The following is an 18,867-nucleotide window of genomic DNA, read 5'->3' as shown; positions in this document are numbered from 1 at the left end:
TTTCAAATGCCGAACACTGTTAAGCTTTCGCTATCTGACCGAGCTGCACGCGCTGATCTCGGTATATTGATAAGCCTGATCGTTGTCGGACTGTTCTTTGTTATCACCGGTGCCATTTCCTATAATAACATTCATACCCTGAACCGCGACACGCGCCAGGTGACGCAGACCCACGATGTGCTTTTGGCCTTGAGCGAAGTCATGTCGTCAATGAAGGATGCCGAAACCGGACAGCGCGGCTATATTATCACCGGCGACAGTGCCTATCTGACGCCTTACTCCACCGGCCTGAATGGCGTTCAGGCGCAATTGTCAAATCTTGACCGGTTGATGACCGACACGTCTAACCAGCGGCAGCGGCTGTCGATCCTGAGAGGGCTGATCGCCGCCAAGACTGACGAACTGGCCCGCACCCTTGATGTAAGGCGTACCCGCGGGTTAAGCGCCGCCCAAGAAGAGGTCAATAAGCACCTTGGCAAAAATCACATGGATGCCATCCGCCTGCATATACAGGAAATGCAATCATTTGAGCGCCAGAGACGCACCGAGCGCCTGAATGAAATGGAAAAAGCCTACCGGGCGACGGTCGTCAGTGTCATCACGACCGCCATTCTGGGACTAATCCTGACCATAATTGTGGGTGTGATCATCCGCCGCTCTACTATGGAGCGTCGCCGTCAGGCCTGGCTGCAGGCCGCTCAGGTTGGCCTGAGCGAAGCCATGCTGGGCGAACTTCGGCTCGATCAACTGGGCAAGAACATTCTGGGTTTCCTGGCCAAATATACCGGCGCTCAGGCGGCAGCGTTTTATGCCAAGGATGGTGGCATTTTCAAGCAGGTTTCAACCTTTGGCGTACCGCCAGAAAACGACCTGCCCCTGACTTTTGGCCCCGGTGACGGTCTGCCGGGTCAGGCTGCGCTCAAGAGTGGCGCCATCGTCATTGAAAACATGCCGGGCGACGATGCCCTTATGGTAGGGACAAGCCTTGGACAGTGGCGACCGCGGCATCTGGCCCTTGTGGGCGTGGCTTCGGACGGTCAGGTCGACGGTGTCATTGAACTGGGCTTCATCAACCCTATGCCATTCACAATCAGCGCCTTGCTGGAGCGGGCGGCGGAGTCCGTATCAGTCGCGATTAAGTCGGCCAACTACCGTGCCTCCCTGCAAAACCTGCTGGAGGAAACCCAACGCCAGTCCGAAGAACTTCAGACCCAATCTGAGGAACTGCGCGTAAATAACGAAGAACTCGAAGAACAAAGCCGGGCTTTGCGCGAATCGCAACTGCGCCTTGAACAGCAGCAGGCCGAACTGGAACAGACCAATGTTCAGTTGTCCGAACAGGCACGGCTTCTGGAGGTTCAGCGCGATAATCTGGAGCAATCACAGTCCGAAATCGCCCTCAAGGCTCAGGAACTGGAACAGGCCAGCCGCTATAAGTCTGACTTCCTAGCCAACATGTCCCACGAACTGCGCACCCCGCTCAATTCGTCGCTTATTCTGGCCAAGCTTCTGGGCGACAATCCCGAAGGCAATCTCAGCGAAGAACAGATTAAGTTCGCCCGCACTATTCAATCATCGGGCAACGACCTTTTGTTGCTGATCAACGATATTCTCGACCTGTCCAAGATCGAAGCCGGCCAGATGGACATCCGGCCGGAAACCGTATCGATTAAACGCCTTGTTAGTGACATGACACGCACCTTTGATCCGGTCGCGGGCGATAAGGGGCTGAAATTCAGTACCTTTGTTGAACCGGGTGTGGCCGAGGTGATTGAGACCGACCGGCTGCGTCTTGAGCAGATCCTGAAAAACCTGCTGTCCAATGCCTTTAAATTCACCGAGCGGGGCGAGGTACGCTTCCGGGTTCAGATGGCGGCGGATGGTCAGATATCATTCAGCGTCACCGACACCGGTATCGGCATTTCGGAAGACCATCAGGCCACAGTCTTTGATGCGTTCAGGCAAGCGGACGGCACCATCAGCCGTAAATATGGCGGCACGGGCCTGGGGCTGTCGATCTCACGCGAACTGGCGCGGTTGCTGGGCGGGGCCATATCGCTGAACAGCGCCTATGGTCAGGGCTCGACTTTTGCGGTCACCGTCCCCGCCATCTATGATTCCACAGGTATTGCCGTGCGCGACGCCTTGCCGATGTCGGTCACCCCTGACATGGCTGCGCAACAGCCCACTGCCACCGCAAAGTCACGGGCGAAAAAGGCCCTGGCCAGCCGCACGGCCATGGACGACAGTTTGCTGACCGCATCGGCGGCGCAGGATGATCGAGATAAGCTGGAGCCCGACAGTCGCACCATCATGGTGGTCGAGGATGATGAGGCCTTTGCCCGCATCCTGTTTGATCTGGCCCACGAACTGGACTTTAAGTGCCTGGTGGCCCACACGGCTGAGGACGCGCTCAGCGTCGCACGTCAGTACCTGCCGCAGGCGGTCGTTCTGGATGTCGGCCTACCCGATCATTCCGGTTTGTCCGTGCTCGACCGCCTCAAGCGCGATCCGCGCACCCGCCACATTCCGGTCCATGTGGTCTCCGGCGACGACTACACCCATGCCGCCCTGTCGCTGGGGGCGATCGGCTACATGCTTAAGCCCGTCAAGCGTGAGGAACTGGTCGACGCCTTTAAGGCGCTGGAGATGCGCCTGACCGCCAGCGTGCGTCGGATTTTGATCGTTGAGGACGACGACGTACAACGCGACAGCGTGGCCCGCCTGCTGCAAACCACAGACGTGGAAACGGTCGCGGTCGGCACCGCAGCCGAATGTCTTGAAAAGCTTAAAGAAGAGACGTTTGACTGCATGGTACTGGATTTGTCTCTGCCTGATCAGTCCGGCTATTCGCTGCTGGAAACCTTAAGCCATGAGGACGCCTATTCCTTCCCGCCGGTCATCGTCTATACCGGCCGTGAGTTGTCGAGCGCCGATGAGCAGAAACTGCGCCGCTATTCCAAGTCGATCATCATCAAGGGCGCCAAGTCGCCGGAGCGTCTGCTGGATGAGGTCACCCTGTTCCTGCATAAGGTCGTCTCAGAATTGTCGCCCGAACAGCAAAAGATGATCAAAAAGGCCAAGAACCGCGACGCCATGCTGGAAGGACGCCGGATTCTGGTGGTCGAAGACGATGTGCGCAATGTCTATGCCGTCACCAACATCTTTGAACCGCTGGGGGCCATCGTCCAGATTGCCCGCAATGGCCGTGAGGCGCTGGAGGCCCTGACCGAGGCGCAGGAATCCCCGCAGACCGCCGTGGATCTGGTGCTGATGGATGTGATGATGCCGGAAATGGACGGCCTGACCGCCACGCGCGAAATCAGGAAAAACCCGGATTGGGCCAAACTGCCGGTGATCATGCTGACCGCCAAGGCCATGAAGGACGATCAGGAACGCTGCATTGACGCCGGAGCCAATGACTATATGGCCAAGCCGCTGGATGTCGAAAAACTGGTCTCACTGGTGCGCGTGTGGATGCCGAGATAGGATAAAAAATAGTCCCATGCCCAACGCCATCGCCCGCACCGAAGACATAGAATTACGCCTGCTGCTGGAGGCGATTTTCCTGAAATATCACTATGATTTCAGGAACTATGCTCTGGCGTCGATCAAGCGTCGCCTGACCCAGGCCCGCGATCAGTTCGGGTGCCGCTCCTTCTCCCAGCTTCAGGATATGGTGCTGAATGAATCCGGCATGATGGATGAGTTGCTGGGGTATCTGACGGTGCAGGTCTCCGAGTTGTTTCGCGACCCGGCCTATTTCCGGGCCATCCGTGAAAAGGTGGTGCCGCACCTTAAAACCTATCCGTCGCTCAAGGTGTGGATTGCGGGCTGTTCCAGCGGTGAGGAGCTTTATTCCTTCGCCATCCTGTTCCGTGAGGAAGGGCTTGAGGAACGGACCATGTTTTATGCCACCGACATCAATGCCGACGCCCTGCGCAAGGCTGAGATGGGCGTCTACGCCCTTGAACGCATGAAGCTGTTCACCGAAAATCACCGCCTGTCGGGCGGCAAGTCGTCCCTGTCGGACTATTATACGGCAGGCTATGGGGCGGCGACCTTCGATAAATCTTTGCGCAAACGCACGGTATTTTCAGACCATTCTCTAGTGACCGACGCGGTGTTTGCGGAAACCCAGTTTGTGTCCTGCCGCAATGTGCTGATTTATTTTACACGCGACCTGCAAGGCCGGGCCATCGGCCTGTTCAAGGACTCGCTGACCCGCAATGGCTTTCTGGGGCTGGGGGCCAAGGAAACCCTGCGCTTTTCGCCCCATGCCGATGAATTCACTGAATTTTCGCGCGATGAACGTCTGTATCAGAAGCGCGGGGGTATCTGATGCCTGAGCCCGCCCATAAACCCTATCGTGCCGTGGTCATCGGCGCGTCGGCCGGGGGATTGAAAGCCCTGTCGGCGATCCTGCCTCACCTGCCCGCCGACTACCCCCTGCCGATCATGGTCGTTATCCATGTGCCGCCGCACCGCCGCAGCCTGATCGCCCCCCTGTTTGAGGAAAAATCACAGGTGCGCGTGGTCGAAGCCGAGGACAAAACCCCGATTGAGGGGGGATGCGTCTTTTTCGCGCCGCCCGACTATCATTTGCTGGTGGAACGCAGTTTTGAACTGTCGCTGTCGTCCGAAGCGCCGGTGCTGTTTTCGCGTCCGTCCATTGATGTTCTGTTTGAAACGGCGGCGGATGCTTATGGTGACGGCCTGATTGGTGTTATACTGACCGGGGCCAATAATGACGGGGCGGCGGGCCTTAAGGCGGTGATGGCTTATGGCGGTAAGGGCTTAATCCAGACCCCCGCCACCGCCTTTTCCCGCGCCATGCCCGAAGCGGCGATCGAGGCCTGCCCATCCGCATTGATTTTAGATTTGGACGACATTCTATTAGAATTGAAAAACGCCGCCTGACACCTGCCTGACTATGAATTTCCATAACTGAGACCGAACCTTATATGCCTGAAAGACTGAAAGCGCCCGTTCATATTCTGCTGGTCGATGACCTCGAAGAGAACCTGTTGTCTCTGGAGGCGCTGCTGCGGCGCGACGGTCTGGTGCTGCTGAAAGCCCGCTCCGGCCCCGAAGCGCTGGAGATTTTGCTCAAGCAAGAGGTTGCCCTGGCGCTGCTGGACGTGCAGATGCCAGAGATGGACGGGTTTGAACTGGCCGAAATGATGCGCGGCTCTGAGCGCACCAAGCGCGTGCCGATCATGTTTTTGACCGCAGGCACGGCAGATCACACCCGTCGGTTCCGCGGCTATGAGGCCGGTGCCGTCGATTTTCTGCAAAAGCCTCTAGAACCTGATGTCCTCAAATCCAAGGTCGAGGTGTTTTTCGAGCTTTACCGCCAGAGGCAGCACATTGTGGTTCAGCGTGACGCCCTGCAATCGGCGTTCGAGGAAAACGTCCGCCTGCTCAATGAGAGCCGCAAATATGCTGAGGCCCTAAAAGACGCCGATCGGCGCAAGGATGAGTTTCTGGCCACCCTCGCCCACGAACTGCGCAATCCTTTGGCGCCTATTCGCAACGGCCTGCATATCCTCAAGATGTCGCCCAACCCCAAGATTGCTGAGGATGTGCGCGACATGATGGACCGCCAGATGACCCATCTGGTGCGGCTGATTGATGATCTGCTTGATGTCTCAAGGGTCAGTCAGGGCAAGATCGACCTGCGCCGTGAACGGATCGACCTTCAGGATGTGATCAAGGCCGCGCTGGAAACCAGCCGCCCAGCCATCGATGCCGGCAGGCATGAATTTAGCCTGGACATGCCGGACGAGGCGATCCCGGTAAATGGCGACCTGACCCGGCTGGCGCAGGTGGTCTCAAACCTGTTGAACAATGCCGCTAAATATACCCCTGACGGCGGTAAAATCCGCCTCACCCTGACGCGTGACGGCCATGAGGCCCGCATCCATGTGGCCGATACCGGGCTTGGGATTGAGCGCGATATGCTGCCCAAGGTGTTTGAGTTGTTCACCCAGGTCGAGCGCAACCTTAATCTGTCGCAGGGCGGCCTAGGCATTGGGCTCGCGCTCGCGCACCGGCTGGTGCAGATGCATGGCGGTACGATCACGGCGGAAAGCGCCGGTGAAAATCAGGGCTCGACCTTTACCGTCCATCTGCCGGTCACCGATATCGAAGGCCTCGTCACCGAAGACGCCGCCCCGCAGGTGGCGGGCGGACAGGTGCTGGATGTGCTTGTGGTCGATGACAACCGCGAATCTGCCCAGACCACAAGCTGGATGCTGGAACTGATCGGCCATCAGGCGCGCATGGTCCATGACGGCAGGGACGCCATTGCCGCCGCACAGGCGACCCCGCCCGATGTCATCCTGCTCGATATCGGTATGCCCGGCATGAACGGCTATGAGGTATGTCGTGAGTTACGCAAACACGCGGCGCTGAAAGACACCATCATCATTGCCCAGACCGGCTGGGGTCAGGAACGCGACCGCAAAACCGCGTTTGAAGCCGGATTTGATCACCATGTCACCAAACCCGTCAGCCTGGACCGCTTTACGCAGTTGCTGGGTGACATTCAGGGGGCAAAACCGTCACCGGCTGGGGCCTGAACCTTATCCCGCCGCGCGGGTGCACCAGCTATCCTTGACCTCAAGCTTGGCGCACAAAACCTGCGCTTCGGCATCGGTATAGACCGGCCCGACCTTGAGCCGCACCAGAACCTTGCCGCCATTGGTGCGGACATTCTGCATCTGCGGGTTAAAGCGCGCGATTTCCGGGTGGACGGTGGTCAGTTTATCCCAAGCCGCCTGCGCACCCTGACGGGTGGAAAATGACCCGATCTGGATGGTACGACCAGTGTTGACGGTCTGGGAAGCCGGCTTGACTTCGCGTTCCGTCAGAACTGCCGATAGATTAGCGTCCGCAAAGGCCATGGCCGGGGCCACCACCTTTTCAACGGAGGAAGCCTCTTCAGGCTCGGCCTCAGACAACACCACGCCCTTGGGCGGCTGATTGCGATCCAGCTCCAGCGGGTCAACGATCTGAACCTTAAGGTTATTATATTGCGTAAACAGCCCGCCTTGGCCCACCGCCATGTCGCGGGCGGTGTCGACAATAACATTGATCGCCTTATCGTCGCGCGGGCCTGTTATCTCAGCCTGCGCCAGCACAGGGGCCGCAGCCGGATCGGTTTTCGCCGCCGGTGCCGGTGAGGTCTCATCGACCTGAATGGACTGGATCTGAGCGGCCAGACGCTGGAAATCCTGCCCGTCGCGCTTAGGGCCTTCGCACGCGCTTACGCCAAGGCTCAAGGTCGCAACACCTGCGACCCACGCCTTATGCACCAGACCTTTACTCAGAGGGGCCAGATCTTTACTAAGAGGGAGAAGATACGCCATAACGCCACTCTACTTCATAGCCCTTTAAAACGGGGTTAGAAAATGTACTTAACAGAGATGGTTAATCCCCATCCTGCTTTAAAGGTTTAACGTAAGCTTATGTCCGCCCCTGTCGTTCAAGATCCTGTGTTTCCGCAAAACCCGAAGACTGCCCGCACTATTGCCGATCTGCGCACCGTTGTGACGACCTGGAAGCGCGACGGCCTGCGGGTCGGGTTTGTGCCAACCATGGGCGCGCTGCATGACGGGCATCTGGCGCTGGTCAGGCACGCCCAATCCGTAAGCGACAAGGTGGTGGTGTCGATCTTCGTTAATCCGATGCAGTTCGCCCCGACCGAAGACCTTGAGCGCTATCCCCGCCGGGAGGTCGAAGATATCGCAAAGCTGGCTGAGGTCGGCTGTGATCTGGTCTATCTGCCGACACCTGAGATTATGTACCCGGCGGATTTCGTCACCCGCGTTCATGTCGATGGCCCCGCGCAGGGTCTGGAGACCGATTTCCGCCCACAATTCTTTGACGGCGTGGCCACGGTTGTCTGTAAGCTGTTCAATCAGGTCATGCCCGATGTCGCCGTCTTTGGCGAAAAGGATTATCAGCAGCTAAAGGTGGTGCAGGCTTTTGCGCGTGATTTGGATATGCCGGTTGAGGTGGTGGGGTTGCCGACCGTGCGCGAAATGGATGGGTTGGCGCTGTCGTCGCGCAATGCCTATCTCAAGCCAGAGGACCGCGCGCAGGCTATAGCCCTCTATAATGCCCTGCGCCATGTCCGGGCCGCCGTTGTGGACGGTTTGGATGTTGAAGCCGCTATAACTGAGGCGACCGGTAATCTGACCGCCGCCGGTTTTGCTAAGGTCGACTACATCGCCGTGCGCCATGCCGAAACGCTGGGCGATCCGGTCGATGGTGAACCTCAGCGCATACTGGCCGCGGCGTGGCTTGGGACAACGCGGCTGATTGATAATATTGGGGTTTGACCTCACGCCTCCCCATTCCATGGGGAGGCGAGTTCAGGAGGCGTACAACACCGTTTCCCAGATCATCGACGAATAGTGGCGCAGTTCAAACCGATAATCCGGCCGCAGATCGAGCAGCTTTTGCGCCAACACCGGAATATCATCCGCCTTGTGATAGGCACTTAAGGCCATTTTCGGTTTATAGTCGGTAATCGTGCGGGTCATGCCGTCAAGAGCCGGGCCTTCGGCGCCTTCGATGTCGAACTTAACAAAGGTGATCTCACCAAGGTTCATATTATCGAGCGCATCAACCGGCAAACGCACCTCTGAGGCCTGATTTATCGCACTACCCATAGCCCCGGTCGTCTCGAACCCAATGCTGTCGGCATGGCTCCACAGACCGGCGGCATGGACACTAATATCACGCACATCGGCCGTCTTGGCCCGTAAGCTATCAACATTGATTGGGTCGAGCTCAAAGGCATGGATATGGCGGTATTGCCTCCCGGTGCGGGCGATGAACTGACGCACCGTATCACCGTCAAACGCCCCGCCGTCGACGAAGATTTCGCGCTCATTGGGGGCACACAGCTCGTTGTCGAAATAGACACCTTCGATCGGTCGGCGCACCGGTTCAAGTGCCGCCTCATCCCAGGTCAGGCGGTAAATCATCAGCGCATCCAGCACCTTACGGCTTTCGGGATCGCTCAGGATCTTGCGCCCAAACGCCTGCACGGACGCCAGAATATCGAGGTCGCCATAGGCCAGTAAATCATTGACGCGCACACCCCCGTCAAAGCCTTTCGGGAAGGTGGTCATGACCTCAAAATAGAACAGCAGCGGCTGGCCGCCGTCGCCCCAGACCCGCTGAAAATGGCGCATGGGCGCTTCGGACCCGCAACATAATATGCCGATGGCATCGGGCGAAACGGCTAATACCTCCCTTAAGGTTTCATCGCCGATCACCGGCTGACCGCATAATTCCTGCCCGCTCAACCCGTTATCAACAATGCCCCGGACGTTGAAATGATCGACGCAGTACTGCACAAAAGCTCGCGCCATCATCGACCCTGCCCCCAGCAGAATCAGCGGCCTTCCGGCATAATCCAGATCCACACGCGCCCGTCGCAGGTCATCGACCCGTTTGAGATCGTGGGCGTTGGTGACATCGAACCCGTCATTGATCAGATCGCGATAGGATGCGGTTTTCAGGGCGTTAAGCGACATATCATCGCCTCCATACTCAACAGTAACGGCCCCCACTACACCGGATTCGCCTTAAGGCTTTCCTACCACGCGCCCGCTTCCTTGAGTGCGGCCACCATGTCCGGTGGCAGGTCACCGGCGTCACGTGGATCGCGAATATCGCGCGGCGCGTCCTTAGACAGCAGATAGCGCCAGCCCTGAAACGGACGGCGCGGCATGGCCTCAGTAAAGATCGGCTTGGATGAGACATGGATATGGCACAGCGGCAGGCCGGTCGGACTGTCGGCGGCCTCAAAGCTTTCGATATCGACAATCTCACGCCGACACAGGATCACACCCTTAATGACCCAATAGAGCGAGCCGCCGTCCAGCAGTTCCGCCGCCCGTTTTGGCGTCTGGCGGGTATGGACGGGATAGGTCGGCCCGCGATGGGCTTCATAGTCCATAAGCTCTTCGACGCTCTCGACCCCGACACACAGCTTGATCAGATGAACCTGGCCCATAAACGCTCCTTTTTGCTTCATATGAGCCTTGCGCGCGCCAGAGGCAACCGCCACCTATTCTCTATTAACCAAAACAAGGCATAATCTGTATTTATATGATCCGCGTTCAGGATATGAAGTCTCATGAGTAAGAAAAAGACGCCCGCCCACGGCCCTGACAACGCGCCCAATCCTTTACCGTCGTTAGAAGACGCTCTGGCCAAACTGTTTGCGACCACCGCGTTGGAGGCCGCAAGCTGGATCACGCTGACCGGTGGGTCGCGCCTGTTTAGTGCGGGCGATGATTCGGATCATCTCTATCTGGTGCGCACGGGCCGTCTGGGTGTGTTCCGCCAGAACGAAGACGACGGTGAACTGAACCTGATCGGGGTGATCAAACCGGGTGAGCCGGCCGGTGAGATGTCGCTGATTGCGGGCACCGAGCACACCTCCACCGTCATCGCCCTGCGCGACACCGATCTGTTGGCCCTGCCGCGCGATGCCTTCTTTGAGGCGGCGTCAAAATCGCCCGAAGTCATGCTGGCCCTGGCGCAAAAGATGATCCTGCGCGCGCGTGAGGTGCAAACCCGCGGGTCTCAGCAACTTCACAACCCCAATGTCTTTGCCTTTTTCGCCGTCTGCGACCGCCCCGCGCTGGCCTATGTCGAAACCATTGCCGAGGCGGTGCGGGCGATGGGCTATACGGTGTGCGTGCTGGATTCCGGTTTTCACGGCTCGACCTCCGAAGAGTTCTCAACCCTTGAGGCCGCCCACGATTATGTGCTCTATGTCGCCGAAAAACCGGAAGCCAACTGGCGGCAACTGGCGGCCCGTCAGGTTGACCACAGCTTCCTGATCGTACCGGGTCTAAGCCATGTTGAGGCGCCCGATCTGTCCGCCGTCGGTGCCGATCTGGGTTTGAGCCTAAGCGCCGGTTTGCAGCACCCGCCCGACCTGATCATCCAGCACGATCAGGCCACCCGCACCAAGGGTATCCGCCATACCAAGCTATGGCTGGACGCGCTCAAACCCGCCCGCTGGTTCCATGTCTGCGACCGTTCTCAGGCCGACACCGCCCGCATCGCCCGCATCGTGACCGGCCACAGCACCGGCCTTGTGCTGTCCGGCGGAGGGGCGCGCGCCTTTGCCCATCTGGGGGCCGTGTGGGCTTTGCGCGACGCCCATGTGCCGATTGATTTCGTCGGCGGCTCATCGATGGGCGCGATACTGGCCGCGACCGCTGGCCTTGAGTGGTCGCAGGAAGAAATGGACCGGCGGATTCGTGCCGCCTTTGTCGACTCATCGCCGCTCGATGATATTTCGTTCCCGTTCATCGCCCTCACCGCCGGGAAAAAGGTCGATGCCCGCCTTGAGGAACATTTTGGCGAGGTTCTGATTGAGGACATGCCGATCCCGTTTTTCTGCCTGTCGTCCAACCTGACGTCGGGGACGATCAAGCTTCATAAGACCGGATCACTGCGCAAAGCCCTGCGGGCCTCAATCTCCCTGCCCGGTATCATGCCGCCGGTGATCGAAGACGGTCAGGTGCTGGTTGACGGGGCGGTGATGCGCTCATTTCCGGCGCGGCTGATGGCCAATACCCATCTGGGCACGGTCATCGGCGTCGATGTCACCCGCGCCAAGGGCATCGATCCGCGCAACATTAAGGTGCCCAAAAGTCTGCCAACCTGGTTCGGGCGCGGCGACTGGCGCAAAGGCCCGCCGATCGTCTCGATCATGATGCGCTCAGCGACCATAACCAGCGCCGCTGATCTGGCCCAGAGCCGGGCCGCGACCGATCTGTTGATCATCCCTGAACCGGGCGGGGTCGAGATCCGCGACTGGAAGGCCTATGATCTGGCGGTCGAAAGCGGCTATCAGACGACGGTCGATACCCTGTCTAAGCTCGACGGGCCGGTCACCAGCATGAGAAAGCGCGGGCTTAGCGTCCATCCGGATATACCAGCCTTTACACCTGACGATGATCACCTGATCGCGCCGTTTGTGCCGCCAAAGGCCAAGCCCATGCCGAAGAAGTAACTACCTGCGGCACGCCACCAGAAACACATGCTCAAGGCCCGCGCAGCCGTGGCCATCGGCGGTGGCGGACACGTTGTTATCCCCCGACAGGCGGGTATAGGTATCCTCAACCGTCGGGGCCAGCAGCGCCACATTGACCCGTGCCGCCTGCGCCATCACCAGTTCGGCCAGATCGGTCAGGTCATCGAACACCTGCATATAGCGGCTCGACCAAAACTTCAGGTCAAAGTCAGTTTTTGGAAATATTTCCGTCAGTTGTGCATAGGTTTTAAGATCGTTCTGCGCGCCCGCAACGCCACCTGAAAACGCCTGCATCCAGCCATTGAGCGTCACCGGCACCTGAATGATTAACCGCCCTCCGGCCTTGATATGGGGCCGGAACCTGCCGGAAATGTCGGTCAGGCTATCTCCCATCGCCGCACCTCCATGGCTGATCAGAAGGTCAAACCCGCCGGGGGCAATCTGGCGCAATTCGTTGGCCCAGCCGCTTGGCGCCATTTCCACCCAGGAGGGGGCTTTGCTGAGCGAGCGGGCGCGGTCCATGCCCTGACGGCTCTGGCCAAAGCCGTAGACCCTTGATTTGGGAAAGGTCGCGACCAGAATATCGCTCATCACCCCGTCATGGCAGCCCAGATCTGCGATACGCCCGCCCTCAATGTCCTGCGGCAAATGGGGCCACAGATCGGTCAGGGTGCGCTCATAAAGGTCGTGATAAAGGCGGGTCATTTCAGGCTCAATGGAACTCTTTACTGAGTCACATCCATAAGCTGATTTGCCCCTCACGGCGCAAGCTAATCCTTCAACCCGCCCAGGCGTTTCAGGATCAGATAGACCGAGATACACACCATAAACATGCCTGCGACCGCCAGAATAATCGACAAGCTGTTGAAATCGGTCGTGCCGTCGCGAAGCTCAACATCACTGGTCGACTTATAGTAGGCGGCGGTCGCTCCACCGATGGCGGCCAGCCCCACTACCGAAGTGCCGATCCATACCAGGGTCGAGGCGAACATCTTCCAGATCGACTTATCACTATCGACATCGGCATCAACGCTCATGGAGATCCGGCCACCGTCGCTCAGCCATTCATCGTCGTCGACCGCAGCCTCCTCCGTCACCTCATGGGTACGATAGACCGGGGCCGGGACTTCTTCAAAGGTTTCAACCACAGTCACGGGAGCCATTGCCGCAGAAGACGCCTCAGCGCTGGCCGCCACCGGACGGTTCAATTGCTCACGCCAGTGCAGGCCCGGTGAGGCCGATGCGGCGGCCACAGCCGGAGATACCGGCGGTTGCGCAATTAAGACTGGTGGGGCGACGCTGGAGGGATTGCGCCGGGCGACCAGCTCAGCTTCATCTTGAAAGGTCAGGTCAGGCGCAGGCCTGACCCCCTCCTCCGGCTGAAGGGTGGCGGCCGGAGCCGGTGCAATATCCTGAACCGGGGCCGGGATCGGCGCAGGCTCAGGACGTGGGGTTACCGCCACAGGTGGCACCGGTTTCGCCTGCGGCAGGGGCTTACCCGCCAGAGGCTGGCCCAGTCCTGACGCATAGGGCGAATAGAGCCGCATCAGTGCCGCAGCGGCCTCGGCCTTGCGTTGTTGTTCTTCGGCGGATGGCGTAGCTGTGGTGGCGACCACCGCCGCAGCGGCACTCGCCTCTGCGGCCGCCTGTTCGCGGGCACGGGCATCGGCTTCGGTTTTCAGACGGGCGGCTTCGGCGTCGCGTTCGCGCTGCTCGGCAATCGCGGCCTGTGCCTCACGCTCCAAACGCTCTTGCTCAAGGCGGGTTTGTTCTAAGCGGGCTTGTTCAGCCAGCCGCTCTTGTTCCAGTCTGGCCTGTTCCTGACGGAACGCTTCAAGACGGGCGGCTTCAAGGCGGGCGACTTCCTGCGCGCGCGCCTCCGTCGCCAGACGTTCCTGTTCGGCCCGTTCGGCCTCGCGGCGCTCAGTTTCCTGACGGGCAATTTCGGTGCGCAAAGCCTCGGCACGGGCGGCTTCCGCACGCGCAGTCTCGCGGGCGGCCTCCTGGCGAATAGCCTCCAGTCGTTCGGCTTCCAGACGCTGGGCCTCAAGACGACGCGCCGCTTCAAAGCGCTGCGCTTCGAGGCGCTCACTCTCCAGACGCTGGCGTTCCTGTTCGATCAGGCGATCGCGCTCAATACGTTCCGCGTCAGCCTTTGCGGCCTCCAGACGCGCGACTTCCTGACGGGCAGCGTCAAGACGGGCCGCTTCCTGACGGATCAACTCTTGGCGGGCAGCTTCCTTAGCCATCTCTTGAGCCTGTCTCTCCTGCTCAAGACGGGTCTGCTCGGCCACACGGGCGGCAGCCAGAGCCTGCGCCTGACGCATAGCTTCTTCGCGTAAGCGGTCTTCGTTAGCGCGGCGGGCATCCTCTTCCAGACGCCGTGCCTCCTCAGCGCGACGGGCGTCATCGGCGGCGCGCACGGCGTCAAGACGTTCAAAATCGTCACGCATTTTCGCTTCAGCCTGCGCCTTCATCAGGGCGGCCTGAACGGATTCGCTCATGATAGGGACATCGTCTTCGCCGCCGGTCGCCACCGTCGAGGCGGGCGGATAACGGACAATATCAACGGCGCGGGCACCATAAGGCGTATCCAGTACCGGCGCGGCAGACGCTACAGGCTGCGGTACTGAGAGTTGTGGTACTGGGGGCTGCGGTGCGACGGGCGTTTGAACGGGAGCCAAAACCGGTTGGTGGTCATCCGCCGGACGCACAACCATACCCGGTGAAAGCTGCGGCGCGGTCGCCTCATCTTCGGTCGGGGTCAGGAACAGGCTTTTTTCAGCCGCACGACGGCGGATCAGCGGGGCCAGCACATAGGTCTGCCCGTTGAACTCGGCTGAACTCCAGCTATCCATAGCCAGAGCCGCTTCGGTCAGACGGCCTTCGTTGATGCGTTTCAGCACCACCGATTGGGCGAAATTGTCCATGCCGATATTGAAGCAAAATGACACAAGCGCATCGAACTGGTTCTGATTGAGCGGATGATGCACCAGACCGTTGATACCATCAACAATCGGCAGCAGGTCAAAGCGCAGCAGGGCATCGGCATCTTCAGGCCCGACGCGCGCGCCTTCGCGGGCTGAAAACGTATGGCCATAACCCAGCGTCCAGCGCCCATCGGGCAGCTTCGCCGCCACCTGACGCAGGCCCTCGAAACTCTTGATAAGTTCGACCCCGGCGCGGGAAATTTTCAGGCGCCCACTCATCTCAAATCCTGACCCAAAACGGTACATAATTCTATCGCTACTCCCCTGTAGCAAAAGCCAGGCCGACATCAGGACTTCGGGGCGATCATAGCTACGGCCCCCACCTTAGCGCAGCTTGGTTAATTCCTCACTACAACAGCCATAACGGCTGAATTTTACAACAGAATTATGCCCGCCAGCCCCAGGAAACTAAAAAATCCGATGCAATCGGTCACCATGGTCACGAAAATGGGCGATGCCACCGCCGGATCACGGTCCAGACGCGACAGGGTCAGCGGCACCAGCGTACCCGCAAGCGACGCCGCGGTGATGTTGATCATGATAGCCAGAGCGATCGTCACCCCCAACAGAAAGCTCTGTTGCCAGACCCCGGCCCCAAGCCCCAGCAGCAGGGCAATGACGCCGGCATTGATCCAGCCCACCCGCACCTCACGCCAGACGGTGCGCAGGGCGTTGGTGGTCGTCAGTTCGCGCGACGACAGGGCGCGCACCGACACGGTCAAGGCCTGCGTGCCGGAATTGCCGCCGATGGATGCCACAATCGGCATAAGTACCGCCAGCGCCACCAGCTTTTCGATCTCATCGGAAAACACCGAAATCAGGCTGGAGGCCAGAAAGGCGGTAAACAGATTGACCACCAGCCACGGCAGGCGCGATTTGACGACCTCAAACACGGTCGAGCCTCGGCCCTCTTCGTCCGACACACCGGCCAGCGCCAGAATGTCTTCGCGGCTTTCTTCCTGAATGATGTTGACGATGTCATCGACCGTGATCTGACCGACCAGACGCCCGCCATCATCAACCACCGGCGCCGAAATCAGGTGATATTTGCCGAAGATATAAGCGATCTCTTCCTGATCCATATCGACCTGAATTTCGGTGATCGGCTCCATCAGGTCTTCGAGCCTGACCTCCCGCCGCGACCGCATCAGCAGCGACACTGGCACGGCTCCTACCGGCTTATGGGTCGGGCCTATGACATAGATATCAAAGAACAATTCGGGCAGGTCGTCGCCGTGCGCGCGCATGTGCTCAATGGTGTCACCGACGCTCCAGAAGATGGGCGCCGCCACCACTTCGCGCTGCATCAGACGGCCGGCGGTTTCTTCTTCGTAGCTTAGGGTCGTGACCATGGCCTCACGGTCGGAGGCGGTCATGGCGGCCAGAACTTCGCGCTGCTGCGCCTCGCCCATGTCTTCAAGCACGGCGGCAGCATCGTCGGAATCCAGTTCCTGAAGCACCTCGGCCAGATCGCCGGGCCGCAGGGTGTCCATGACCTCCTCGCGGATGTCATCATCCAGTTCCGGCAGAACCTCTGCCAAGGCCGAGGCCGGAATCCACGGAATGACCTGCTCGCGATAGTCTTCGGATAAGAACCCCAAAAGATCAGCCACGTCAGCCGGATGGAGCGCATCCAGCAACTCACGCAGGCGCATACCATCGCCGCGATCGGCGGCGTCAACCACCAGCTCGATATATTCCGGGTTCAGGGCATAGTCGTCCTGAAGCGCGAAATCTTCGATCTCTTCGGGGGTATTAAGTTGGGGCCGGTCGTCGTCATCGTGGTCGCGCTCAAGCAACTCAGCCTCAGCGGCCATCATGCGGGCGCGGATGATGTCGATATCATCAGCCGTATCGGCGGCAGCAGGCACATTGGGGGCTTCGGGTTTTTGAGACATCGAAACACCCCTTCTCTTTCACGTCAAATCAGACCGCACGATTGTTGATAGATGGCGGGCAATGTGCCTGAAAAGCTAATAAATGCAACCGCAAAAGGTTATATCTTAAGGCATAAAAAAAGCGCCCGTCAGGGGCGCTTTTTTAAATCCGGTTGGTGCGGTCAAGAAGACTCGAACTTCCACATCTTGCGATACAGCGACCTCAACGCTGCGCGTCTACCAATTCCGCCATGACCGCGCACAAACTGGAGGCGCGGGGAATAGCAATCCTTGGTGCGTTTGTGAAGCGCTGAATTGCAATTAGTGTAGATATTTTAGTTCCCGATAGCCATGAAGTCGTAAACATCCGCCGGACGGGTGACGACGATTGAGATTTTTTCCTCGAAAATCTGGATTTCGCCGCGCGCCACCGGATGATTATTGGCCAGAATCCAAACTTCATCATGCTCACGGGCATCGAGCGGAATCACCGCCCCACGGCCCATGCGCAGAAGTTGCTGCATCGGAAGCACGCTACGGCCCAAAAGGACCGAGATTTCGACGGGTACCGATTCAACCTGAGACACAAATTTCCCCAAAATACTCTGACGCCAAAGCCCTTGCTTTTAAGGCGCTGATGCCACATTTACAGAACATGCTTGATGACAGGTTAACCCCTTCTTTTTTATTAACGGACGCGAACCATAGCCTGCCCGAATGGGTGGTAGCCCCGGTCCCCGTCCCCTACCCCGACGCGGTGGCGTTTATGGACGCGCGGGTCGCCGCCATTCAGCGCGGCGAAGCGCCGGAAATGATCTGGCTGCTGGAGCATCCGCCGCTTTACACGGCCGGGGTATCGGCCAAGGTTTCCGACCTGATTGAGCCGGAGCGGTTTGAGGTGTTCAAATCTGAGCGCGGCGGGCAATTTACCTATCACGGCCCCGGCCAGCGCGTGATCTATGTCATGCTCGACCTCAATCGCCGCACCAAGGATATCCGCGCGTTTGTGAAGGCGCTGGAGACCTGGGTGATTGATGCCTTGTGGCGGTTCAATGTCGAGGGCCACATCCGCGACGGTCGCGTCGGCGTGTGGGTTGAACGACGGGATAAGGGTGTAATTCCAGCGCCCGAAGATAAGATTGCCGCGATTGGGATTAAATTGCGCCGCTGGGTCAGCTTTCACGGCATCAGTATCAATGTCGAACCGGATCTGACGCATTTCAGCGGCATCGTGCCGTGCGGGATTTCTGAGCACGGGGTGACCAGTCTGGTGGATCTGGGACTGCCGGTGACGATGGATGAGGTTGATTACGCCCTGCGCCAGAGTTTCGAGGCGACCTTTGGGCCGACCGCTTAAGAACTCCCCCTGTTGCAGGGGGAGCTTATATTTATTGAGATCAATAAATATAAGAGGGGGTACTTGTTTTTATGCGGGGGCAGTTTACCCCCTCTTTATTCCCGCATCTGCGGAAATAAAGCTCCCCCTCCAAGAGGGGGAGTTCTAAGTGACCGGCTCCTCAGTGGTCACCCTGATCGGCAGGCCATAGCGGTTCATGCCGCGCTCACCGGGCATAAGCGTCAGATCGACAAACGCCCACACCAGAACGGCCACGCCGATAAAGTCGAAAAAGCCTTCCGGCTGCGGCCAGACCATCACAAAGGCCACCAGAATCACCGCTGACCACCAGCCCGACCGGCCGCGATCATGCAGGCGCTTCGACAACACACAGGCACCGCAGAAAAACAAAACGGGATAGACCACCCACCCGGTCAGCAGTTTAAGCCCGCCTGTGACCACCGACTCGTAAAAGGCGAGCGCAATTAGCAGGATCACACCGGCGATGACGAAGGGCATCTGACGCCCTCGTCCGGTCGATGAGAAAAACAGCTCGCTCCAGTCAATCTTGGCGTTCATGCAGGGCCT

Annotated in this window: 15 protein-coding genes and 1 tRNA gene; 7 read left to right on the top strand and 9 right to left on the bottom strand. The window is 59.0% G+C overall.

The window, feature by feature from the left end; translation table 11 throughout:
- The first annotated feature begins 6 nt into the window (after nt 1–6).
- From IE102_RS15975 to IE102_RS15960, 4 genes are read left to right on the top strand one after another with little or no spacing between them, the layout of a single operon-like run.
- Complete coding sequence (locus IE102_RS15975; RefSeq protein ID WP_189488541.1) at nt 7–3,489, top strand: response regulator; 3,483 nt, start codon at nt 7–9, stop codon at nt 3,487–3,489.
- Between the two features lie 16 nt (nt 3,490–3,505).
- Nucleotides 3,506–4,342, top strand: a complete 837-nt coding sequence (locus IE102_RS15970) for a CheR family methyltransferase (RefSeq protein ID WP_189488539.1) — start codon at nt 3,506–3,508, stop codon at nt 4,340–4,342.
- A complete protein-coding gene (locus IE102_RS15965; protein WP_189488537.1) occupies nt 4,342–4,920 on the top strand; it encodes a chemotaxis protein CheB in 579 nt (192 codons plus the stop codon). Before IE102_RS15970 ends, IE102_RS15965 begins: the two co-directional genes overlap by 1 nt.
- Nucleotides 4,921–4,964: 44 nt before the next feature.
- Nucleotides 4,965–6,584, top strand: a complete 1,620-nt coding sequence (locus IE102_RS15960) for a response regulator (protein WP_189488534.1) — start codon at nt 4,965–4,967, stop codon at nt 6,582–6,584.
- Nucleotides 6,585–6,587: 3 nt separating this feature from the next.
- Here IE102_RS15960 and IE102_RS15955 read toward each other — a convergent pair whose 3' ends face one another.
- Nucleotides 6,588–7,373 carry an SPOR domain-containing protein gene (locus tag IE102_RS15955; protein WP_189488532.1) on the bottom strand — a complete coding sequence of 262 codons (786 nt, stop codon included), beginning with the start codon at nt 7,371–7,373 and terminating at the stop codon, nt 6,588–6,590.
- A gap of 99 nt (nt 7,374–7,472) precedes the next feature.
- On the opposite strand from IE102_RS15955, the gene panC reads away from it, so the two are divergent.
- Nucleotides 7,473–8,348 carry a pantoate--beta-alanine ligase gene (gene panC, locus IE102_RS15950; protein ID WP_189488531.1) on the top strand — a complete coding sequence of 292 codons (876 nt, stop codon included), beginning with the start codon at nt 7,473–7,475 and terminating at the stop codon, nt 8,346–8,348.
- A 33-nt stretch (nt 8,349–8,381) separates the two neighbouring features.
- On the opposite strand, the gene IE102_RS15945 is transcribed toward panC, so the two are convergent.
- Nucleotides 8,382–9,554 carry an FkbM family methyltransferase gene (locus IE102_RS15945; RefSeq protein WP_189488529.1) on the bottom strand — a complete coding sequence of 391 codons (1,173 nt, stop codon included), beginning with the start codon at nt 9,552–9,554 and terminating at the stop codon, nt 8,382–8,384.
- 62 nt (nt 9,555–9,616) lie between these two features.
- A complete protein-coding gene (locus IE102_RS15940; protein WP_189488527.1) occupies nt 9,617–10,036 on the bottom strand; it encodes a DUF1489 family protein in 420 nt (139 codons plus the stop codon).
- 123 nt (nt 10,037–10,159) lie between these two features.
- On the opposite strand from IE102_RS15940, the gene IE102_RS15935 reads away from it, so the two are divergent.
- A complete protein-coding gene (locus IE102_RS15935) occupies nt 10,160–12,055 on the top strand; it encodes a patatin-like phospholipase family protein (RefSeq protein WP_189488525.1) in 1,896 nt (631 codons plus the stop codon).
- On the opposite strand, the gene IE102_RS15930 is transcribed toward IE102_RS15935, so the two are convergent.
- From IE102_RS15930 to IE102_RS15910, 5 genes are all read right to left on the bottom strand, one after another.
- A complete protein-coding gene (locus tag IE102_RS15930; protein ID WP_189488523.1) occupies nt 12,056–12,781 on the bottom strand; it encodes a class I SAM-dependent methyltransferase in 726 nt (241 codons plus the stop codon).
- A 65-nt stretch (nt 12,782–12,846) separates the two neighbouring features.
- Nucleotides 12,847–15,285, bottom strand: coding sequence for a glycoside hydrolase family protein (locus tag IE102_RS18040; protein ID WP_189488522.1), 2,439 nt, complete (start codon nt 15,283–15,285; stop codon nt 12,847–12,849).
- A 155-nt stretch (nt 15,286–15,440) separates the two neighbouring features.
- Nucleotides 15,441–16,886, bottom strand: coding sequence for a magnesium transporter (gene mgtE, locus IE102_RS15920; protein ID WP_373295617.1), 1,446 nt, complete (start codon nt 16,884–16,886; stop codon nt 15,441–15,443).
- 231 nt (nt 16,887–17,117) lie between these two features.
- A tRNA-Leu gene (locus IE102_RS15915) sits at nt 17,118–17,202 on the bottom strand.
- A gap of 76 nt (nt 17,203–17,278) precedes the next feature.
- On the bottom strand, nt 17,279–17,545 hold the full coding sequence (locus IE102_RS15910) for a FliM/FliN family flagellar motor switch protein (protein ID WP_189488712.1): 267 nt from the start codon (nt 17,543–17,545) through the stop codon (nt 17,279–17,281).
- 53 nt (nt 17,546–17,598) lie between these two features.
- Here IE102_RS15910 and lipB point away from each other — a divergent pair, with 53 nt between their 5' ends.
- Nucleotides 17,599–18,300 (top strand): lipoyl(octanoyl) transferase LipB, encoded by a 702-nt coding sequence (lipB, locus tag IE102_RS15905; RefSeq protein ID WP_189488710.1) that lies wholly within the window; start codon nt 17,599–17,601, stop codon nt 18,298–18,300.
- A 144-nt stretch (nt 18,301–18,444) separates the two neighbouring features.
- On the opposite strand, the gene IE102_RS15900 is transcribed toward lipB, so the two are convergent.
- Nucleotides 18,445–18,858, bottom strand: coding sequence for a DUF805 domain-containing protein (locus IE102_RS15900; RefSeq protein ID WP_189488520.1), 414 nt, complete (start codon nt 18,856–18,858; stop codon nt 18,445–18,447).
- Between the last annotated feature and the right edge of the window lie 9 nt (nt 18,859–18,867).

Source organism: Asticcacaulis endophyticus, assembly GCF_014652575.1.
GTDB classification, from domain to species: Bacteria; Pseudomonadota; Alphaproteobacteria; order Caulobacterales; family Caulobacteraceae; genus Asticcacaulis; species Asticcacaulis endophyticus.
Note: the sequence above shows the minus strand (reverse complement) of the source record. Positions and strands in the feature narration are given on the sequence as shown.

Coding starts and splice junctions, on each gene's coding strand:
- IE102_RS15975 (WP_189488541.1), top strand. CDS start 7: ATGCCGAACACTGTTAAGCTTTCGCTATCTGACCGAGCTGCACGCGCT.
- IE102_RS15970 (WP_189488539.1), top strand. CDS start 3,506: ATGCCCAACGCCATCGCCCGCACCGAAGACATAGAATTACGCCTGCTG.
- IE102_RS15965 (WP_189488537.1), top strand. CDS start 4,342: ATGCCTGAGCCCGCCCATAAACCCTATCGTGCCGTGGTCATCGGCGCG.
- IE102_RS15960 (WP_189488534.1), top strand. CDS start 4,965: ATGCCTGAAAGACTGAAAGCGCCCGTTCATATTCTGCTGGTCGATGAC.
- IE102_RS15955 (WP_189488532.1), bottom strand. CDS start 7,373: ATGGCGTATCTTCTCCCTCTTAGTAAAGATCTGGCCCCTCTGAGTAAA.
- panC (WP_189488531.1), top strand. CDS start 7,473: ATGTCCGCCCCTGTCGTTCAAGATCCTGTGTTTCCGCAAAACCCGAAG.
- IE102_RS15945 (WP_189488529.1), bottom strand. CDS start 9,554: ATGTCGCTTAACGCCCTGAAAACCGCATCCTATCGCGATCTGATCAAT.
- IE102_RS15940 (WP_189488527.1), bottom strand. CDS start 10,036: ATGGGCCAGGTTCATCTGATCAAGCTGTGTGTCGGGGTCGAGAGCGTC.
- IE102_RS15935 (WP_189488525.1), top strand. CDS start 10,160: ATGAGTAAGAAAAAGACGCCCGCCCACGGCCCTGACAACGCGCCCAAT.
- IE102_RS15930 (WP_189488523.1), bottom strand. CDS start 12,781: ATGACCCGCCTTTATCACGACCTTTATGAGCGCACCCTGACCGATCTG.
- IE102_RS18040 (WP_189488522.1), bottom strand. CDS start 15,285: ATGAGTGGGCGCCTGAAAATTTCCCGCGCCGGGGTCGAACTTATCAAG.
- mgtE (WP_373295617.1), bottom strand. CDS start 16,886: ATGATGGCCGCTGAGGCTGAGTTGCTTGAGCGCGACCACGATGACGAC.
- lipB (WP_189488710.1), top strand. CDS start 17,599: ATGCTTGATGACAGGTTAACCCCTTCTTTTTTATTAACGGACGCGAAC.
- IE102_RS15900 (WP_189488520.1), bottom strand. CDS start 18,858: ATGAACGCCAAGATTGACTGGAGCGAGCTGTTTTTCTCATCGACCGGA.